16 protein-coding genes and 2 tRNA genes are annotated in these 18420 nt (G+C 60.9%); 8 read left to right on the top strand and 10 right to left on the bottom strand.

Features of this window, described 5'->3' with window-relative positions; genetic code table 11:
* The first annotated feature begins 78 nt into the window (after positions 1 to 78).
* The 5 genes from ACX3VQ_RS00840 to ACX3VQ_RS00820 all read left to right on the top strand — a co-directional run bounded on the left by ACX3VQ_RS00840 (position 79) and on the right by ACX3VQ_RS00820 (position 6999).
* Entirely contained in the window at positions 79 to 885 is an 807-nt protein-coding gene (locus ACX3VQ_RS00840; protein ID WP_462579072.1) for an ImuA family protein, read from the top strand.
* Entirely contained in the window at positions 770 to 2371 is a 1602-nt protein-coding gene (locus ACX3VQ_RS00835) for a DUF6504 family protein (protein ID WP_462579071.1), read from the top strand. The genes ACX3VQ_RS00840 and ACX3VQ_RS00835 overlap by 116 nt, the downstream gene beginning before the upstream one ends.
* A 21-nt stretch (positions 2372 to 2392) precedes the next feature.
* Positions 2393 to 2779: a hypothetical protein gene (locus ACX3VQ_RS00830; RefSeq protein WP_462579070.1), complete on the top strand. Its 387-nt coding sequence runs from the start codon at positions 2393 to 2395 to the stop codon at positions 2777 to 2779.
* Between the two features lie 101 nt (positions 2780 to 2880).
* Positions 2881 to 6327, top strand: coding sequence for an error-prone DNA polymerase (locus ACX3VQ_RS00825; protein WP_462579069.1), 3447 nt, complete (start codon positions 2881 to 2883; stop codon positions 6325 to 6327).
* A 45-nt stretch (positions 6328 to 6372) separates the two neighbouring features.
* Complete coding sequence (locus tag ACX3VQ_RS00820) at positions 6373 to 6999, top strand: LysE family translocator (protein ID WP_462579068.1); 627 nt, start codon at positions 6373 to 6375, stop codon at positions 6997 to 6999.
* Here the strand turns inward: ACX3VQ_RS00820 and phoB are convergent.
* From phoB to recJ, 9 genes are all read right to left on the bottom strand, one after another.
* Positions 6996 to 7685: a phosphate regulon transcriptional regulator PhoB gene (gene phoB / locus ACX3VQ_RS00815; RefSeq protein WP_462572066.1), complete on the bottom strand. Its 690-nt coding sequence runs from the start codon at positions 7683 to 7685 to the stop codon at positions 6996 to 6998. The two genes, ACX3VQ_RS00820 and phoB, sit on opposite strands and share 4 nt — an antisense overlap.
* Positions 7686 to 7753: 68 nt before the next feature.
* Positions 7754 to 8422 carry a phosphate signaling complex protein PhoU gene (gene phoU, locus ACX3VQ_RS00810; protein ID WP_462572067.1) on the bottom strand — a complete coding sequence of 223 codons (669 nt, stop codon included), beginning with the start codon at positions 8420 to 8422 and terminating at the stop codon, positions 7754 to 7756.
* Positions 8422 to 9213, bottom strand: coding sequence for a phosphate ABC transporter ATP-binding protein PstB (gene pstB, locus ACX3VQ_RS00805; RefSeq protein ID WP_462579067.1), 792 nt, complete (start codon positions 9211 to 9213; stop codon positions 8422 to 8424). The genes phoU and pstB overlap by 1 nt, the downstream gene beginning before the upstream one ends.
* Positions 9207 to 10475 (bottom strand): phosphate ABC transporter permease PstA, encoded by a 1269-nt coding sequence (gene pstA, locus ACX3VQ_RS00800; RefSeq protein ID WP_462579066.1) that lies wholly within the window; start codon positions 10473 to 10475, stop codon positions 9207 to 9209. Before pstA ends, pstB begins: the two co-directional genes overlap by 7 nt.
* Complete coding sequence (gene pstC / locus ACX3VQ_RS00795) at positions 10468 to 11853, bottom strand: phosphate ABC transporter permease subunit PstC (protein WP_462579065.1); 1386 nt, start codon at positions 11851 to 11853, stop codon at positions 10468 to 10470. The genes pstA and pstC overlap by 8 nt, the downstream gene beginning before the upstream one ends.
* A 174-nt stretch (positions 11854 to 12027) precedes the next feature.
* A complete protein-coding gene (locus ACX3VQ_RS00790; RefSeq protein WP_462579064.1) occupies positions 12028 to 13224 on the bottom strand; it encodes a sensor histidine kinase in 1197 nt (398 codons plus the stop codon).
* 92 nt (positions 13225 to 13316) lie between these two features.
* Positions 13317 to 13391, bottom strand: a tRNA-Glu gene (locus ACX3VQ_RS00785).
* Positions 13392 to 13428: 37 nt separating this feature from the next.
* A tRNA-Glu gene (locus ACX3VQ_RS00780) sits at positions 13429 to 13504 on the bottom strand.
* 62 nt (positions 13505 to 13566) lie between these two features.
* A complete protein-coding gene (gene recJ / locus ACX3VQ_RS00775; protein WP_462580650.1) occupies positions 13567 to 15354 on the bottom strand; it encodes a single-stranded-DNA-specific exonuclease RecJ in 1788 nt (595 codons plus the stop codon).
* 81 nt (positions 15355 to 15435) lie between these two features.
* Here recJ and ACX3VQ_RS00770 point away from each other — a divergent pair, with 81 nt between their 5' ends.
* From ACX3VQ_RS00770 to ACX3VQ_RS00760, 3 genes are read left to right on the top strand one after another with little or no spacing between them, the layout of a single operon-like run.
* Positions 15436 to 15921 carry a flavodoxin family protein gene (locus ACX3VQ_RS00770; protein ID WP_462580649.1) on the top strand — a complete coding sequence of 162 codons (486 nt, stop codon included), beginning with the start codon at positions 15436 to 15438 and terminating at the stop codon, positions 15919 to 15921.
* Between the two features lie 46 nt (positions 15922 to 15967).
* Positions 15968 to 16873, top strand: a complete 906-nt coding sequence (locus ACX3VQ_RS00765; RefSeq protein WP_462579063.1) for a hypothetical protein — start codon at positions 15968 to 15970, stop codon at positions 16871 to 16873.
* Positions 16874 to 16932: 59 nt separating this feature from the next.
* Positions 16933 to 17415, top strand: coding sequence for an AHH domain-containing protein (locus ACX3VQ_RS00760; RefSeq protein WP_462579061.1), 483 nt, complete (start codon positions 16933 to 16935; stop codon positions 17413 to 17415).
* On the opposite strand, the gene ACX3VQ_RS00755 is transcribed toward ACX3VQ_RS00760, so the two are convergent.
* Positions 17412 to 18398, bottom strand: coding sequence for an NAD(P)H-dependent flavin oxidoreductase (locus tag ACX3VQ_RS00755; RefSeq protein WP_462579060.1), 987 nt, complete (start codon positions 18396 to 18398; stop codon positions 17412 to 17414). The two genes, ACX3VQ_RS00760 and ACX3VQ_RS00755, sit on opposite strands and share 4 nt — an antisense overlap.
* Between the last annotated feature and the right edge of the window lie 22 nt (positions 18399 to 18420).

The raw sequence follows: 18420 nt of genomic DNA, 5'->3' as shown, positions 1-18420 counted from the left end.
CCGTTCCCAGGCTGAGGGCGGCCTCTTGTTTGGCCAGGCGATTGCGAATCATCGCGCAATAGAACATAAAGCGAACAAATGAGTCGTTCGATTATGTTCAACCCTGCTCTCTCTATCTCTGGAAAGCTTGCCGTCAGCGGTGCGAGCGAAAGCGCTGCGGCGCTGGTCCGCACCAATCTGCCGCGCTGGCGGCCAGGGCTTGCGGCGCCTTGCCATAGCGAAATCTTTGCAAATAGTGACGAGGCGAGCGGGGCGGGGCTGGCTCTGGCGCTGGCACGCGATGCGATGAAGGTGGCAGCAAACCATGCCTCTCCGGCACAGGAGGACCGCCGCCAGGTGCTGTGGGTGCAGGACAGGGCGGCGGTGCGTTTGACCGGGAGACCCTATACTCAGGGCCTCCCGCCCGAGCTGCGCCACAGGTTGATCCATGTCGAGGCGAAGAGCTGCGAGGATGCGCTGTTCGCGCTGGAAGAGGGGCTGCGCTGCCGTGACCTGGCCTTTGTGCTGGGCGAGATTGTCGGCAATCCGCGCGCGCTCGGTTTCACCAGTTCGCGCAGGCTAAGCCTGGCAGCGGAAAAGCATGGCGTGCCGCTATGGCTGCTGCGGCTCGATGCGCAGGCAGACCTTTCTTCCGCGCGGATGCGCTGGAGGGTTGCTGCGTACCCTTCGCCGCCCCCGCGCTGGAACGCCGAGGCACCGGGTCACCCGGCCTGGCGGGCAGAGCTGTTCCGTGCGCGCTCGCACCCCACCGGAGAATGGAGCCTGAGCGATGACGGCAACACCCTCATTGCCAGTCGACCGCGCAGCAGCCCCGCAGGGGCCGCCACGCCGGATCATGTCGATCTGGTTGGCACAGTTCGCAGTCGATCGCTGGCGGCTCTCTAACGGTTTCACGCGCGGCGGAGTTGCAGACGCGGCGCCCACCGTATTGATTGCCGAGACTGCACATGGCCCTCGCATCGCCGCTGTCAACCATGCCGGGCGGGAAGCCGGGGCGCGTTCCGGCATGATGCTGGCCGATGCGCGCGCACTGTGCCCCGGGATCAAGGTTGCTCCGTCCGATCCGGCGGGAGATCTCGCCTTGCTCGAAAAGCTGGCGCTGTGGGCGCGGCGTTGGGGTCCGTGGAGCGCACTTGACCCGCCTGACGGGCTGATCGTCGATATTACCGCGGTGGCGCATCTGTTCGGTGGCGAGCGGCGCCTGATCGCTGATGCCATGGCAGCATTCGCCGCGCGGGATCTTTCCGCGCGTCTGGCGATCGCCCCCACTGCCGGGGCAGCCTGGGCGCTGGCGCATTACGGGCCGGATGGCGCGATCCTGGGTCCGGATGACGATGCTGCGATGCGCCTTGCCGAACTGCCGGTGGCGGCACTGCGGCTCGACCCCGACGTGCTCACCGTGCTGCGCCGACTTGGCCTCAAGCGGTTGGGCGAGCTCGGCGGGGTGGGGCGCGACGCGCTGCAGCGCCGCTTTCGCAACCGCAAGGCGCCCTCTGCCAACCCGCTGCTGCGGATGGATCAACTGCTCGGCCGGGTTCCCGAACCGCTGTTGCCAGTGGTGCCGCAGCACGCGCCACTGGTCGAACGGAGGCTGATGGAGCCGATCCGCCACCGCGACCTGTTCGATCAGGTGCTGCGTGACCTCGCCGCCGACATGGCGCGCGAGCTGGAAGGGCGGGGGCAGGGTGGGCGGCGGCTTGAGCTGGCGCTATGGCGGGTCGATGGCGAAGTGATCATTCGCGCGATCGAACTGTCCGCAGCAACCCGCGATCCTGCGCATATCTGCCGCCTGTTTGCCGCCAGGCTTGATGGCGTGGATGCCGGTTTCGGGATCGAATTGCTGCGCCTGCGGGCCAGCTGGATCGAACCCTTGGCATTGGCACAGCGCGATATCGAGGATGCCGCCGAAGCGCACGGCACCTCGCTCAGTACCTGCATCGACCGGCTGATGGTTCGCCTTGGCGCGGGCGCAGTGCGCCGCCCAGTGCCGTATGCCAGCCACTTGCCCGAACGCGCGCAGCGCTGGCAGTTACCACTGCAGCCTGAACCTGCCAGTCAGGGCGAACTGGCGTTTCACCAGCGCCCACTCAAGCTGCTCGACCGGCCTGAGGCGATCGCGGTGCTTTATGCCACGCCTGACGGCTATCCACGCGCGTTCCGTTGGCGCGGTACAGTCTGCGAAGTCGTGCGGATGGAAGGGCCCGAACGGATCGCGCCTGAATGGTGGCGCGAACGCTCGAACGCGCGTCTGCGTGATTACTACCGGATAGAGGACGAACGGGGGCGGCGATACTGGATCTATCGCCAAGGGCTGGTGGGTGACGGGCGCGGCGGTTTGCCCCTCTGGTACTTGCAGGGGCTTTATAGTTAATTGCCATACTACAATAAAGAAATGGAAACTGCCGATAGAGTTTTATTTACCAATTTCCGTCATGATACACGCATGAAAAAGATCGCATCATCCCGCTCATCCGAACGCAAGCTGCTTGAGATGTTGGTCAAGGGTCGTTCGCGCTCTCGCCCTCTTTATGTCGAAGTGATCGATGTTTCGGAAGGCGGGTGCAAGGTCAAGGGAAGCCCTGGCTTTGCCGAAATAGGTGAAAGCATTCTGCTGCGGATCAAAGGAATCCATACTCCGGTAGGCAAATTTGTTTGGGTCGACGGTAAATATGCGGGTATCGCGTTTGATGGCAAGATGCACCCGGCGGTGATTGAGCACCTCTACAGTGAACGGCTCAGGCAGAAGAAAGCGCAGGGCAGGGGCGAAAAGGCTGCCTGATTTCGGTGTATCGTCGGGCCCACTGCCCATTGAAATCCCAGCTAGGAACATATAGTGAACATAGAGTCGACCTGGTAATTACACCAGTCGCCCTGTGATCTATGCCCGATGTACCGCTGACCCCTGCCAAACGCCGGATCGAGCTTGATCCTGATACGATCGAGCTTCCCCGGCGCGCACCATTTGTCGAGCTGGGACTGGCAAGCTGTTTCACCTTCCTGCGCGGGGCATCGGATGCAGTCGATCTCGTGACTCGCGCCCGCGCGCTTGGCTATGACGCCGTGGGAATTGCCGACGCCAATTCCATGGCCGGCGTGGTGCGGGCCCATACCGAGGCGAAAGCACTCAAGTTGCGCCCGGTAATCGGCACACGGATCGAAACGGTCGAGGGGCTAACCTTCCTTGCCTATCCGCAGGACCGTGCCGCCTATGGGCGTCTGTGCCGGTTGCTCAGTGCCGGACGGATGACCACGCTCGAGGGTGAATGGCAGGGCAAGGGCGCGTGCGAGATTTCACTGCCCCTGCTTGCTGAACACAGTGAGGGCGTGCAGCTGATCCTGCTGCCGCCTGCCAACCTGGAGGTGAAGTGCCCGGTGCCCGCATGGGCAAACAATGTGGTCGCGCTTGACGGTCGCGAACTGCCGGAGACGGTTTCAGGGCGATTCATCGATCTGTTGCCGCATCTTGTGGCCGGGCTGCCCACCCTGCGCCACCTCGCCGCGAGCTATCTCTATCGCGGCGATGATGTGGCGCGGATCACCCGGCTTGATGCGTTGGCACGCGAGAACGGCCTCACCCTGCTGGCCACCAATGACGTGCATTACGCCACGCCTGACAAGCGTCCGCTGCAGGATGTGATGACGGCGATCCGGCACAAGACCACGGTTGCGCAGGCAGGACATCTGCTTGCCGCCAATGCCGAACGCCATCTCAAATCGCCCGCGGAAATGCAGCGTCTGTTCGCGCGCTGGCCGTATGCGATTGCTGCCGCGCGCGAGGTGGCTGATGCCTGCCGTTTCAGCCTCGACGAGCTGCGCTACGAATACCCCGAAGAGATCTACCCTGACGGCATGACGCCGCAGCAATATCTCGAAGGTGAAACCTGGAAGGGGGCGAGGGGGCGCTATCCCGAAGGCATTCCCGAGAACGTCGACAATACATTGAAACGTGAGCTTGGGTTGATCGCCAAGCTCGATCTCGCGCGCTATTTCCTCACCATCAAGGGCATCGTCGATTACGCGCGCTCGGTCGATCCGCCGATCCTGTGCCAGGGGCGCGGCAGTGCCGCCAATTCGGCGGTGTGTTATTGCCTCGAGATTACCAGCGTCGATCCGGCCAAGCACCAGTTGCTGTTCGATCGCTTCATTTCGGAAGAGCGCAAGGAGCCGCCCGATATCGATGTCGATTTCGAGCATGAGCGGCGCGAGGAGGTGATCCAGTATATCTATCGCAGATATGGTCGCCACCGCGCAGGGCTATGCGCGACGGTGATCCATTACCGCCCGCGCATGGCAATCCGCGAGGTCGGCAAGGCGATGGGGCTGAGCGAGGATGCTACCAGCGCGCTCGCACGCACCATATGGGGCAGCTATGGCCGCGAGATCGGTGAGAAGCATGTCGCTGAAACCGGCATGGACATCAGTGATCCGCACTTGCGCCGCGTAATCAAGCTGGCCGAGCAGATAATCGGCATGCCGCGCCATCTCAGCCAGCATGTCGGCGGCTTCATCCTCACGCAGAACCCGCTTACCGAAACCGTGCCGATCGGTAATGGCGCCATGCCCGATCGCAGCTTCATCGAATGGGACAAGGATGACATCGAAGCGCTCGGCATCCTCAAGGTCGATGTGCTGGCGCTGGGCATGCTCACCTGCATCAGGAAATGCTTTGACCTGCTGGAGATGCATCATGGCCGCGCACTGACACTCGCCACTGTGCCGCGCGAGGATATGGAAACCTACGCCATGCTGCGCAAAGGGGATTCGCTTGGCGTGTTCCAGGTTGAAAGCCGGGCGCAGATGAACATGCTGCCGCGACTGCGACCGCGCGAATTCTATGATCTGGTGATCCAGGTCGCGATTGTCCGGCCCGGCCCGATCCAGGGGGACATGGTGCACCCCTATCTCAAGCGGCGGCGCGGTGCGGAAGCGGTGGAAATTCCGGCTCCGGCGCCCGAACACGGCCCGCCTGACGAGCTTTCCAGCATCCTCGCGCGCACGCTTGGGGTGCCGATCTTCCAGGAACAGGCGATGAAGATCGCGCTCGACGCCGCGAAATTCACCGGTGCCGAAGCCAACCGGCTGCGCAAGGCGATGGCAACCTTTCGCAGCCGAGGCATGGTGCACGAGTTGGAGGATATGATGGTGGGGCGGATGGTCGCGCGTGGCTACGATCCCGATTTTGCCATGCGCTGCTTCAACCAGATCAAGGGCTTCGGCGAATATGGCTTCCCGGAAAGCCACGCAGCAAGCTTCGCGCATCTGGTCTATGTCTCAAGCTGGCTCAAATGCCATTTCCCGGCTGCCTTCGCCTGCGCGCTGCTCAATTCGCAGCCGATGGGCTTCTATGCCCCGGCTCAGATCGTGCGCGACGCGCGCGAACACGGCGTGCAAGTGCTGCCTGCCGATGTGAACCATTCGATGTGGGACAACACGCTGGAGAAGGCGGGCACGTTGGCCCTGCGCCTCGGCCTCAGGCAGATCGACGGGCTGCCTGAACATGTCGCTGCCGCACTGGTGGCAAGCCGCGAGGCGGGCGGGCCTTTCCGCGACATCGCCGATCTGCGTGCGCGGGCGGGATTGTCTCCGGCGCATATCGAACGGCTTGCCAGCGCGGATTGCTTTACCTCGCTTGGGCTATCGCGGCGGCAGGCGCTATGGGATGCCCGCAGCCTGATCGCCGCACCTGACTTGCCGCTGTTCAAGGCGGCAGCCGAGCGTGACGAGGGCGCGGAACAGGCGCGCACGCAATTGCCGCAAATGCCATTGAGCGAAGAGGTGGTGGCCGATTACCAGACCACGCGCCTTAGCCTGAAGGCGCATCCGATGGCTTTCCTGCGTGCCAGTCTTGCCGAACGCGGCTTTGCACGCGCCTGCGACCTTAGGGAACGCAAGCTCCGCTCCATGGTGCAGATCGCCGGGCTGGTGCTGATACGCCAGCGCCCGGGATCGGCCAAGGGCGTGTGCTTCATCACGCTGGAAGACGAGACAGGGGTCGCCAATCTGGTGATCTGGCCTGATCTGATGGAGAAGCAGCGCAAGGTGATCATGGGCGCGCGGTTGATGGAGGTGCGCGGCCGGGTCGAATATGATGACGAGGTGATCCATGTGATCGCACAGCGCCTGACTGATGGGACCGATGCGCTTTACGGCCTGGCTGACGATTTGCTGGCTTCGCCTATCGCGCACGCCGATCATGTCAGCAACCCGTTAGCCGGGCGCCAACCGCCGATGACCAGACCACGCGATCTTATCGACGAGCGGCCTTCATCCGGCTGCGGACACCCACGCAATTTGCGGATTCTTCCCAAATCGCGTGACTTCCATTGATCCCGGAGCTAGCGCGCGCCGACCATGCTAGATCTCGAAAAACTCTTGGCATTCATCATCGTAACCGGGATGACCAGCATCATTCCCGGCGTGTCGATGACCTTCGTCATGGGGCAGGCAATCTGGCGCGGCACGCGCTCTGGCTGGGCAGCCTTGATGGGAATGCAGATCGGTTACGGTGTGTGGTGGGTGCTTGCGGCGCTCGGGCTGGGAACGCTGGCCAAGGCATATCCGATCGCCTTCCACGTCCTTGCGCTGGCAGGTGTGGCCTACCTCATATGGCTCGGCATCAAAGCTATCCACCACTCCTTCAAGGCTGTGGAAGGGTATATGGCGGCCACGGACAAAGCCTCGCGCCATTCCTTTCGTGATGGAATCTTGGTTGCGATCGGCAACCCCAAATCCCTGATTTACATGGTCGCGTTGGTCCCGCCCTTCGTCGATCCGGCTAAATCCATCGGGTGGCAGATTGCCCTGCTGGCCATCGTCGCACTGGTCATCGACCTGATCGTGGGTGCGCTCTACATATTTGCCGGGCGCCAGCTCGCCAGCACGCTGGGTCGCCCGGAGACGCGATGCTGGGTCGATCGCGGGATCGGTGCCGTTTTCCTGCTGATCGGAACGCTGATACTGGGGGATTTGCTGGCAAGCGCGCCCGGTGGCTCAACCTAAACCGCTTCGAGTGCATATCCGGCCGAACGCACCGTCCGCACCGGGTCTTTCGCGCTGTCAATCTCGATTGCCTTGCGTAATCGGCGGATATGCACGTCCACCGTGCGCAGCTCTATATCGCTGCCCGTACCCCATACACCGTCGAGCAATTGCCCGCGGCTGAAAACCCGGCCCGGGCTTTCCATGAAGAACTTGAGCAGACGATATTCAGTTGGGCCAAGCTTCAGATCCTTGCCGCGCCGCTGCACCTTGTGCGCCACCGGATCGAGCTTGAGGTCGCCAACGCTGATCGTCTCACCCGCCAGAACCGGGCGGATGCGGCGCATCACAGCGGCAACACGGGCGAGCAATTCGCGCGGGCTGAACGGCTTGGTGAGGTAATCGTCAGCACCGGTTTCAAGGCCGCGCACCCGATCATCCTCGGCCTCGCGCGCGGTCAACATGATGATCGGGACATGCGCTGTATGCTTTTCACGCCGCAACCGGCGGCAGACCTCGATGCCGCTGGTGCCTTCGATCATCCAGTCAAGAATAATCAGGTCAGGCAGTTCTTCTGCGGCCAGTATCAGTGCTTCGTCGCCATCGGCGGTGCAGCGCACGTCATAGCCTTCGTTGGAAAAGCGATATTCGAGCAATTCCGACAGGGCTGGATCATCTTCGACAAGCAGCAGTTTGGCAGCGGACATTGTGCGCTTCGCTCCTATGATGCGCGACTACAATACCGCCCCTATGTCACTTTCAAGACAGATTGATGTCAATCGTCATGATCGGGCGGATAAGTACCCGTCGCTGCAAAATGCACCATCTCGGCCACGTTGGTCGCATGGTCGCCTATCCGTTCGATATTGCGGGCGACAAACAGCAGTTGAGCAGCGCTCGAAATGGTCGAAGGATTCTCGACCATATGGCTGACAAGATTGCGAAAAATGCTGTCATAAAATGCATCGACCTTGTTGTCGGCGGCGATAACTTCGCGTGCAAGTTCGGGGTCACGCGCGGCATAGGCGGTGAGCACATCATGCACCATTTCGGCGGCAAGCTCGCCCATTGCAGGCAGCAGGGTTAGCGGTTCGAAGCGCTTGCGATCCTCGATCGCGCCCACACGCTTGGCAATGTTTTTCGAATAATCGCCGATCCGTTCAACCACGCCGGCAATCTTCAATGCGGCGATCACTTCGCGCAAATCATCAGCCATCGGCGCGCGCAGCGCGATCACCCGCACGGCGAGCTTGTCGACTTCCATTTCGAGCGCATCGATTTTCTTGTCGCGTGCCACGATCTTGCTGCCAAGATCCTCGTCGCCGCGCACCAGCGCATCGAGTGCCTCTTGCAGAGCGACCTCTGCAAGGCCACCCATCTCCGCGATCAACCCCCGCAAGCGGGTAATGTCTTCGTCGAATGCCTTGACTGTGTGCTCGGCCATTATCCGTACCGTCCTGTGATGTAGTCCTTGGTCCGTTCTTCGATCGGATTGGTGAATATGTCGGAAGTCTGACCGTATTCGACAACCTTGCCAAGGTGAAAGAAGGCCGTGCGCTGCGATACTCGCGCGGCCTGCTGCATCGAGTGAGTCACGATCACGATGGCATAGCGATCGGTCAGCTCGGCGATCAGTTCCTCGATCTTCGCAGTAGCGATCGGGTCAAGCGCTGAGCATGGCTCGTCCATCAGAATAACTTCGGGATCTACAGCGATCGCGCGTGCGATGCAGAGGCGCTGTTGCTGTCCGCCTGACAGCGCGGTCCCGCTGTCTTGCAGCCGGTCCTTCACTTCTTCCCACAGACCGGCGCGCGTGAGCGATTTCTCGACTACCTCCTCAAGTTCATCCTTGGCTTCTGCCAGGCCGTGAATACGAGGCCCGTAGGCGATATTTTCAAAGATCGACTTGGGAAATGGGTTGGGCTTCTGGAAAACCATGCCCACGCGGGCGCGCAGTTGCACCACGTCCATGCCAGAGCGGTAAATGTCCTCACCATCAAGTTCGATAGTGCCTTCCACGCGAGCAGTGGGGATGGTGTCATTCATCCGGTTGAGCGCGCGCAGGAAGGTCGATTTGCCGCACCCCGAGGGGCCGATAAAGGCCGTGACATGGCGTGCGGGAATGTCGATCGAAACATTGTCGATCGCCTGTTTGTCGCCATAGAAAACCGATACGTCTTGGGCACGCATCTTGGGATTGACGATCTCTAGTCCGGGATGGGTTGCTGTCACCACTTCTTCTCGAATTTGTTGCGGAGGTAGATCGCGAGGCCGTTCATTAGCAAAAGGAACAGCAGGAGGATAATGATTGCCGCGCTGGTGCGCTCGACAAAGCCGCGGTTGACCTCGTCAGACCACAGGAAGATCTGAACCGGCAACACGGTGGCAGGCGATGTGAAGCCCTCTGGCGCGCTGGCGACAAACGCGCGCATACCGATCATCAGCAGCGGCGCGGTTTCGCCCAATGCGCGCGCCATGCCGATAATGGTGCCGGTTAGGATGCCCGGCAATGCGAGCGGCAGCACATGATGGAACACCACCTGTATCGGGGAAGCTCCGATCGCCAGCGCGCCGTCGCGGATAGATGGTGGAACAGCCTTGATCGCATTTCGGCCTGAAATCACGATCACCGGCATGGTCATCAGGGCCAGCGTCATACCGCCAATAAGCGGAGCCGAACGATAATTTGGAAAGATCCACAGGAACACTGCCAGGCCGAGCAGACCGAAGATGATCGAAGGCACTGCTGCAAGGTTGTTGATCGAAACTTCGATCACATCGGTCCATCGGTTCTTGGGGGCATATTCCTCAAGATAAAGGGCCGCCAGAACGCCGATGGGAAATGCCAGCAGCAAGGTGACAATCATAGTGAGGATTGAGCCTTTGAGCGCACCCCAGATACCCACATTTTGCGGGCTGGTGGCATCGGCACGGCTTAGAAATCCGGGGTCAAACTTGTTCGCCAGCTTGCCATCAGCCTCAAGCCTGTCGGCCAGCGCCTGCATTTCGGCCGACCCTTCGTTGTTGAGGCCAGAGGCGAGGTTGTTGTTGGCGGGCAGGCTGAAGGTATGGGTGCCCCGAAGCAATTGTGGATTCTTTATCAGTTGATCGGCGACATCGCGCCAGGCCTCATTACTGAGGCCGCTTGCAGCCTCGCTGCCGAGCGATTGCTCGGCATAAAATGCCACCACGTCAGCCAGGCCCTGAGATTGCAGCGTCTGAAGCCCGCCATCCTTGTTCAGCGTGCTGGCATCGCCCGAAATGCCGGAAGCGGGAAAATCGATTGTCACTTCGAGCTCGGCCCGCTGGAAACCGCCCAGGCCGTTGTATGTCATATTGCCGAGCAGGAAGATCAATACCGCCACCGATATCAACACCGCGCTGAGCCCGGCCAGCTTGAAGCGACGTTCGGCAGCATAGCGCTTCTGGAGGCGCTTGTGGAACACCTCGCTGCGGGTGGGCGCGAGGCCTTCCTGGTTGGTGGGGGCGTTACTCATAGGCTTCGCGGAACCGCTTGACGACACGCAGGGCGATAAAGTTAAGCCCCAGCGTCACGAGGAACAGGACCAGGCCCAGGGCAAAAGCGCTAAGCGTGGCAGGATGGTCGAAACTGCCTTCACCGGTGAGCATCGCAACGATCTGGAATGTTACCGTGGTCATTGCTTCCAGCGGATTGGCAGTGAGGTTGGCGGCGGCGCCTGCGGCCATCACTACGATCATGGTTTCACCGATCGCGCGGCTGATCGCCAACATAACGCCGCCAACAATGCCGGGCAGGGCGGCGGGCACAATCACGCGGCGGATGGTTTCCGAAGTTGTCGCGCCGAGTGCCAGGCTGCCGTCGCGCATGGCGCCTGGCACGGCAGCGATGCTGTCATCCGCCATCGACGAAACGAAGGGAATGATCATCACCCCCATGACCACGCCAGCAGCAAGCGCGCTCTCGCTTGACGCGTTGCTGATGCCCACTGCCATGGCTGCGTCGCGGATCGCTGGGGCAACTGTGAGTGCAGCAAAATAGCCATAGACCACGGTGGGCACGCCCGCGAGAATTTCGAGCGCGGGCTTGAGCCACGCCCGCAGGCGTGGGTCGGCATATTGTGTGAGGTAAATCGCGCTCATCAATCCGAGCGGGATAGCAACGATCATGGCTATGATTGCACCGATGTAAATCGTGCCCCAGAAAAGCGGGATAGCGCCATATCGTGAAGGATCCGGATTTTCCGGATTGCTCATCGGGTCCGGCCCCCAGAATGTGCCGAAGAGAAAATCAATCGGCGAAACCATTCCAAAGAATCGCACCGTTTCAAACACCAGGCTGATAAAGATGCCAAACGTTGTCAGAATGGCGACAAGCGATGCCAGCAACAGCACGATCATCACTGTTCGTTCTACCCGTGTGCGAGCGGTAAAATCGGGCTTTACGCGCAGGAAAGCAAACACCCCTGTCGCAAGAGCGATGGCGGCTGCAATCGCAATCCCTATCAGACGGTATTTCTGGATCGCTTCGCTATAGGGTCCAACAAACGCTTCGGCACCCGGGTTGAACAAGGCAGCGTTGCCTCCTGCGGCGGCTGCACGCGCTTCGGCCAGAAGGGATTCGCGCTCGAAACCGAATTCGGGCAGGCTCTGTGCTGCCTGAGTGGCAAGCACACTCCGCAAGATCAGTTGCGGCTCGATCAGCGACCAAAACACCGTAAAAGCGAGCAATGGCACAGCGATCCAAAGCGCCACATACCAGGCGTGGTAATTGGGGCGCGCCGCGAGCCGCCGGACGCCGGAGTCGCGCTGAAAACTCCAGGCGCGCGCACGCGCCGCCAGCCATCCGGCAAGCGCCAGGCCGAAAGCAATCAAGAGCAGGGTAATCGATGTCATTGGTGTGCTGCTGGGACCTGTACTTGCATTCGTTCCTGCCCGGCTGGCGCATCAAAGCCGGTCTTTGCGCTTAAGCCGCGTGTGTTTCAGTTTGGGGTAGAACCGCTCCGATTGGCGTCGTTGAACGAATTTTGAGTTCGCTTGCAACCGCAATGTTAAAGAAAAAAGACATTTTCATGACATTTCTTCGGCATCGCTGGATGCGGCTGGAATACGGACCACTACCACGGTTCCTTCGCCAGGCTTGCTCTCGATGTCGAGCCGGCCGCGATGACGTTCAACAATGTGTTTGACAATTGCCAGGCCAAGCCCGGTTCCGCCAGAGGCACGGCTGCGCCCCGGATCGGTGCGGTAAAAGCGGCGCGTGAGATGCGGCAGGTGTTCGGGCGCGATGCCTTCACCCTGATCCGTAACGATCAGTTGTGCCTGGCCATCGTTAGTACGGTTCAGCTCGACACTCACTGGCGTGCCCGGGCTGCCATATTTAAGCGCATTGTCCACGAGGTTGCGCATCAACTGTTCGATCTGTTGTGCGTCGCCGCGGATATGCACGGTCGGATCGGTGTTGAAGTGGAGGCGATTGACCCGTTCATTTCCGGCTGCATCACGGGCTGCGCGCTCGATCAGTTGGGCCAGTTCGATGACCTCGGTCGGCTGATCATGCTTTTCCGCTTCGATCCGCGAGAGTGACATCAGATCGCTGACAAGAGATTGCAATCGCTTGGCCTCGCGCAGGATCGTATCGAGGAATTTTTGCGCGGTTTGCGTGTCGAGCCCGGAATCGTCTTCGCGCAGCGTTTCCACATAACCTATGATCGATGCTAGCGGAGTGCGCAGTTCATGACTGGCATTGGCGACAAAATCGGTGTGTGCGCGGCTGATATCAGCCTCGGCAGTGAGACTGACGAGCTCAAGGGCCGAGAGTTCCGGGCCGATCATCTGCCGGTTTATGCGCCAGATGTCGCGTCGCCTGACGAGACCCCTGACAATAGCGGAACCGCTGCGGTTTTTGCCAAGCAATTTCACCGCTTCGGGCTGGCGAAATGCCATGCGCGTGTCCTGTCCCACGATATGATCACCGAGCACTCGCTTGGCGGCCCTGTTTGCGACGGCGACCTTGCCGCTCTCAATCAGCAGCAATGGCGTGGCCGAGTGCTCGATCAATTCGCCCATATTCTCGCGTGAGATTGCACCGGATCGCTCTGGTGGTGTGTAGGGCGGAGGGCGCGAACCTGTGAGATAAAGCGTCCCTACCCACAGCAGAACGGTCCCGAACACCACCCAAAAGTCGATGCCCAGCGCAATCAGCGTAATACCCGCTGCCAGCGCGATCAGAATGCCGGTAACCGGATGGGTTTGGCGATCATCCATGCGCAGCGGGCCATACCAGAACCGGGCAGCCAGAAAAGCGCCAAGTGGCAACTGTCCCCGGCTTGCTTGGTGACCACAGGAATCTGGCGGCTTGGTGACCCCTACGGGAATCGAACCCGTGTTTCAGCCGTGAGAGGGCCGCGTCCTGACCGCTAGACGAAGGGGCCGTTGAGTTGGCAAACATGGTGCCGTTGCAATGCGAAGTGGTGACCCCTACGGGAATCGAACCCGTGTTTCCGCCGTGAAAGGGCGGCGTCCTAGACCGCTAGACGAAGGGGCCACGCTCGCTTGGAGAGCGCGCCAATAGGGGCGCGCGCGATTGTGGTCAACCCTGCATTTGCTTCAATCCGCGAAGGCTGCATCCTCGAGGTGCAATTCGGCTTGCGGGCGGGGGCCCCAGTCATCGATCTTGACCCTTCCGGCGAGATGAAACCGGCGCCCTTGCGCGCGGTGCAGCAGCGTTTGCGCCATATCGGTTTCCGCAGCGCGGAAGGCGATTGCCTTGAGCGAGCGACCGTCTTCGCCCGCCGCTATCACGCGCAGGTGATCCTTACCCACAATGTCCGCCTTGATGATTCTCACCGGTCCTACTGCAACACGGGGGGCGGGCCAGCCAACACCGAACGGACCGGCGCGCTCTAGTGTTTCGACGAACTCCGGCGTCAACCCTCCCGGCGTAACGGCGAGATCAAGCTGCATCGCCTGGCTTTCCAATGCCCGCGAAACATCGCGTGCAAGCCGATTTTCCAGAAATTCGCTGAGCAGATCGATCTGGCCGCGTTCCACGGTCATGCCCGCGGCCATGGCGTGCCCTCCACCCGCCACAAGCAGCCCGGCCTCGCGTGCGGCAATGATGGCGGCCCCCAGATCGACGCCGGAGATCGATCGGCCCGATCCCTTGCCGGTATCTGCGGCTTCATCAATGGCGACGACAATGCTCGGCTTGCCGGTCTTTTCCTTGATCCGGCCAGCGACGATACCGATCACGCCGGGATGCCAGCCCGTGCCGGACAGCAGCAGAACCGATCGGTTGTGCTGGCTGCCGATTTGCGCCTCGGCGGCTTGCTGCACATCGGCTTCGATCCCCCGCCGCGCTTCATTGAGTTGGGAGAGTTGTTCGGCAATCTCGCGTGCTTCTTCAGGGTCGCTGGTGGTCAGCAGACGTACACCAAGCGTCGATTCGCCCACCCGCCCACCGGCATTGATGCGGGGCCCCAGGGCAAATCCCAGATCGCTGCACTGCGGCGCGCGCTTGAGCCGGCTTGCATCGATCAATGCTGACATGCCAATGCGTTCGCGCAGGGCCATGACCTTGAGCCCTTGCGCTACAAAGGCGCGATTGAGCCCATGGAGCGCAGCCACATCGGCCACTGTGCCCAGCGCAACCAGATCAAGCAGGCTGATCAGGTTGGGTTCGCTCCGATCATCGAAGAAGCCGCGTTTGCGCAGCGTCCGGTTGAGGGCAATGGCGAGCAGGAATGCCACGCCCACCGCGGCAAGGTGGCCGTGCTGCGCTGCAAGGTCGGATTCGTCGAGGCGGTTGGGGTTTACCAACGCCGCAGCAACCGGCAATTCCGGGGAACATTTGTGATGGTCGACCACGATGACGTCCACGCCCGCGTCATGGGCTTGCTTCAATGCATCATGCGCCATTGCCCCGCAGTCAACCGTGACGATCAGGCTCGTCCCTTGTTCCGACAGTTTGACGAGCGCTTCGCCACTGGGGCCATACCCTTCCAGGAGGCGGTCAGGGATGTAATAGTCGACGTTCGCACCCAGTTCACGCAGCAGGTTTACCAGCAGAGCAGCGCTGGTGGCTCCGTCCACGTCATAATCGCCATAGATAGTGATCGCTTCATTGCCCAAGACCGCTTGCACGATGCGCTCGGCTGCCGCGTCCATGTCACGGAACTCACTGGGGTCAGGCAGGAATTCGCGCAGTGTCGGCGAAAGATGGCGAGCCACGTCCTCACGCTTGACGCCGCGGGTGAGCAGCAACTGCGTCAGTATGTCATCTTCCAACCCGGCCACGCCGGTACCGATTTCCATATTCCCCCCGCGCCAATGCCATGCGCGGCCGGAAAGTGAAGAGGAGATGCCCAAGACATGCGAGATCGAACGGGAAGCCATAACCACGCACTATCCCATTGCACCCGGCGGGAGAAGGCTGGACGATTGACTTTCCGCATGTCGATCCCTTTGCTGTGCCATATGCCAGACCCTTATCTCCTTATCGCATGGCACAGCCGCACCGGAGCGAGCGAGGCGCTGGCGCAGGCGGCGGCCAGGGGGGCTGGTTCAACAGGGCGCCTTATTCGCGCCGACCAGGTCAGGCCTGACGATTTGTTGCAGGCATCCGCTTACCTCTTCGCCTGTCCAGAAAATCTCGCGACCATGAGCGGGTTGATGAAGGAGATGTTTGATCGTTGCTATTACCCGGTGCTGGGCAAAATAGAGGGCCGAGCCTATGCCACCATCATCGCGGCAGGTTCTGACGGTGAGGGTGCGCAGCGCCAGATTGACCGGATAGCGACCGGTTGGCGCCTGCGCAGGGTGGCCGAACATGTGATCGTCAATCTCGATGCGCAAACACCGGCGGAAATCCTCGCGCCTAAATCTCCCCCGAAAGAAAGCCTCGACGCAGCCGAACAACTGGGATCTGCACTAGCTGAAGGTATAAATATCGGAATTTATTGAATTAATAGAATCGATTTGGAGGTAATTCTGGAAACAGGACTCGACGTTGAAGAGGATTCGAGTCACAATCCTGGCAATTGGTGCACGGGAAGGGGGCCGGGATCTGGACGTAAATGTGGGTGAAGACGCGAACAATCATGCGCGGCCGCTGACCATGCGGGGAGTCTTTCTGCTCTTTTCGCGCGGTTCACGCCCCGATCGCGCGGCGATATACGAATTCGTCGAATCTCATCCGTCTGTTTCGCTAACCCTGGACCCGGTCCGCCGGCCCGGTCTTCGCGTACTCGATGAGCGCGACACCGCCAGTTCCGTCACCGCCTTGCAGGGCGAGGCGCTTGCCGAGGACCAGATATGGGTCGAGCTTTTACGCGATGGGCTAACGTTCGATCTCGAAGGTCTCGCACCTGGTACGGGGCTCGAACCGCCTGAGGCCAATCACCGGTTTGACTGTGACGATCTGCAAATTGTCTCGGAATTTGAGGCGGTGCGGCTGGTGGCTGGTGGCCATATGGCAGGTGGGGAAGCGATCTTGCCGGTCTTGCGGGGAATGCTGGCTCTGGCGCGCGATCTCGTCCAGCATTTCGAGCATGCCCGGGCAATTGCCTGGCCCCCATCATCGAGCGTGATCGGGCGTCGTTACTTTGAATCGACGATGGCGGCATGGCAAGACGGCGGTGCGTTTCCTGCCCTGGGCTTAACCGCGTTCCGCGAAATGGCGGGCGGCGGAATGCAAAGTGTGGGGCTCGATTTCCTGATCGGGCAGGAGCTGTTCATTGAGCCAGAACTGGTGGCTGACAAGGTCGCGGCGACCCGGCTTGGAGTGCGGCTTATCAACCAGCTTGTCCTGGCCGGCGCAGTAGAGCGGCCAGAGCAGATCATCGGACCCGAAGGTCAGCACTTGCGGCTTGAGCCTTCGGCGGACTGCAAGCTTATTTGCGTAAAGGCAGGCTGAGGCGAATGGTGCGGCGGGCAGGAGTGCCTTCCGCGGCGCAACAGGCCAACCGCCCGCGCTTGCCATTCCACGCAGTCAACCGCCGGGGTGCGCCGGGCCATGATCCGTCGCTCCAGCGCCATCATTTGCTTCCTCGCCAGCTGCTGACAAAGCGCTGCTTCGGGCGGATGTTCGACTATATCGGCGAAAAACAGGTTGGGTTCGACGATTTTCGTGCGAACGGGCTGCTGCTTCCGGCTACAGAAGCTAGCGCCTTGCTGCTGGGCATGCCGCTGCATCGCGGGCCGCACCGCGATTACAACGCGATGGTGATTGAGCGGGTAGGGGGCATCGAGGCACGCTGGGTTCAAATGCGTTCGATCGACATGCGTGCTGCATTGATTGAGGTTCTGATGCGGCTGACGCTGCTGCAGAACGCCTTGCGCAGGCGGTTGCTTGATGAGCAGCGGCGAATGTTGCTCAACCGCAATGACCCGCTTGGCACTGGCTTCGATTTCAGCGAGCTTGACGCGATGGCTGAATCGCTGTGGAATTCGACCTAGTTGATCCAGCTCCTGTAAGCGGACTTCGCTTCGAGCTCCGCTTTGGCGGCATGGTATTCGCGTTCGAAACGCGCCACCAGGTCTTCAACCGAATCGATTGACTTGATCGCGCCGACGCCCTGGCCCGATCCCCAGATATCCTTCCAGGCCTTGACCTTGGTGTTGCCGCCACTGCCGAAATTCATCTTGCTGGGATCGCTTTGCGGCAAATCATTGGGATCGAGCCCGGCGGCCTCAATCGAACTGCGCAGGTAATTGCCGTGAACCCCGGTGAACAGGTTGGTGTAGACAATCCCTTCCGCGCTGCCCGCTACAATTCCTTCCTTGTAGCCCTGGTCAGCATTGGCCTCTCGTGTCGCGATAAATGCGCTCCCAGCGTAGGCGAAATCGGCCCGCATCGCCTGCGCCGCAAGGATGGAGTAGCCATTGGCGATCGAGCCCGATAGGGCAACCAGGCCCTCAAACCATTCGCGGATTTCCTGCATCAGCGCGAAGGGCGACTGCACGCCGGCATGCCCACCTGCGCCAGCCGCGACAGGAATGAGGCCCGTGGCACCTTTTTCGATCGCCTTGCGGGCAAAGGCATTGTTGATCACGTCATGCATGGTGATCCCGCCCCAATTGCGCACTGCGTCGAAGATCTCCGTTCGCGCACCGAGCGAGGTGATCACCATTGGGACCTGCCATTTTTCGCAAGATGCCATGTCCTGCTCAAGCCTGTCGTTCGATTTGTGGACGATCTGGTTGACGGCAAAGGGCGCTGCCGGGCGATCTGGGTTTTCGCGATTGTGCTTGGCCAGTTCCTCGGTGATCTGGTGCAGCCATTCGTCGAGCAACGCCTGCGGGCGCGCGTTGAGCGCGGGAAAGCTGCCAATGACCCCTGCCTTGCACTGCGCGATTACCAGTTCAGGGCCGGACACTATGAATAGCGGCGAGCCGATCAGGGGCAGGCGCAGGCGGTCGAATGGGGCAGGAAGAGCCATCGGGAACTCCGTTGGAATGGGC

It is taken from the genome of Altererythrobacter chaiwopuensis (genome assembly GCF_054957735.1).
This window is presented reverse-complemented; position numbering and strand designations above follow the sequence as displayed.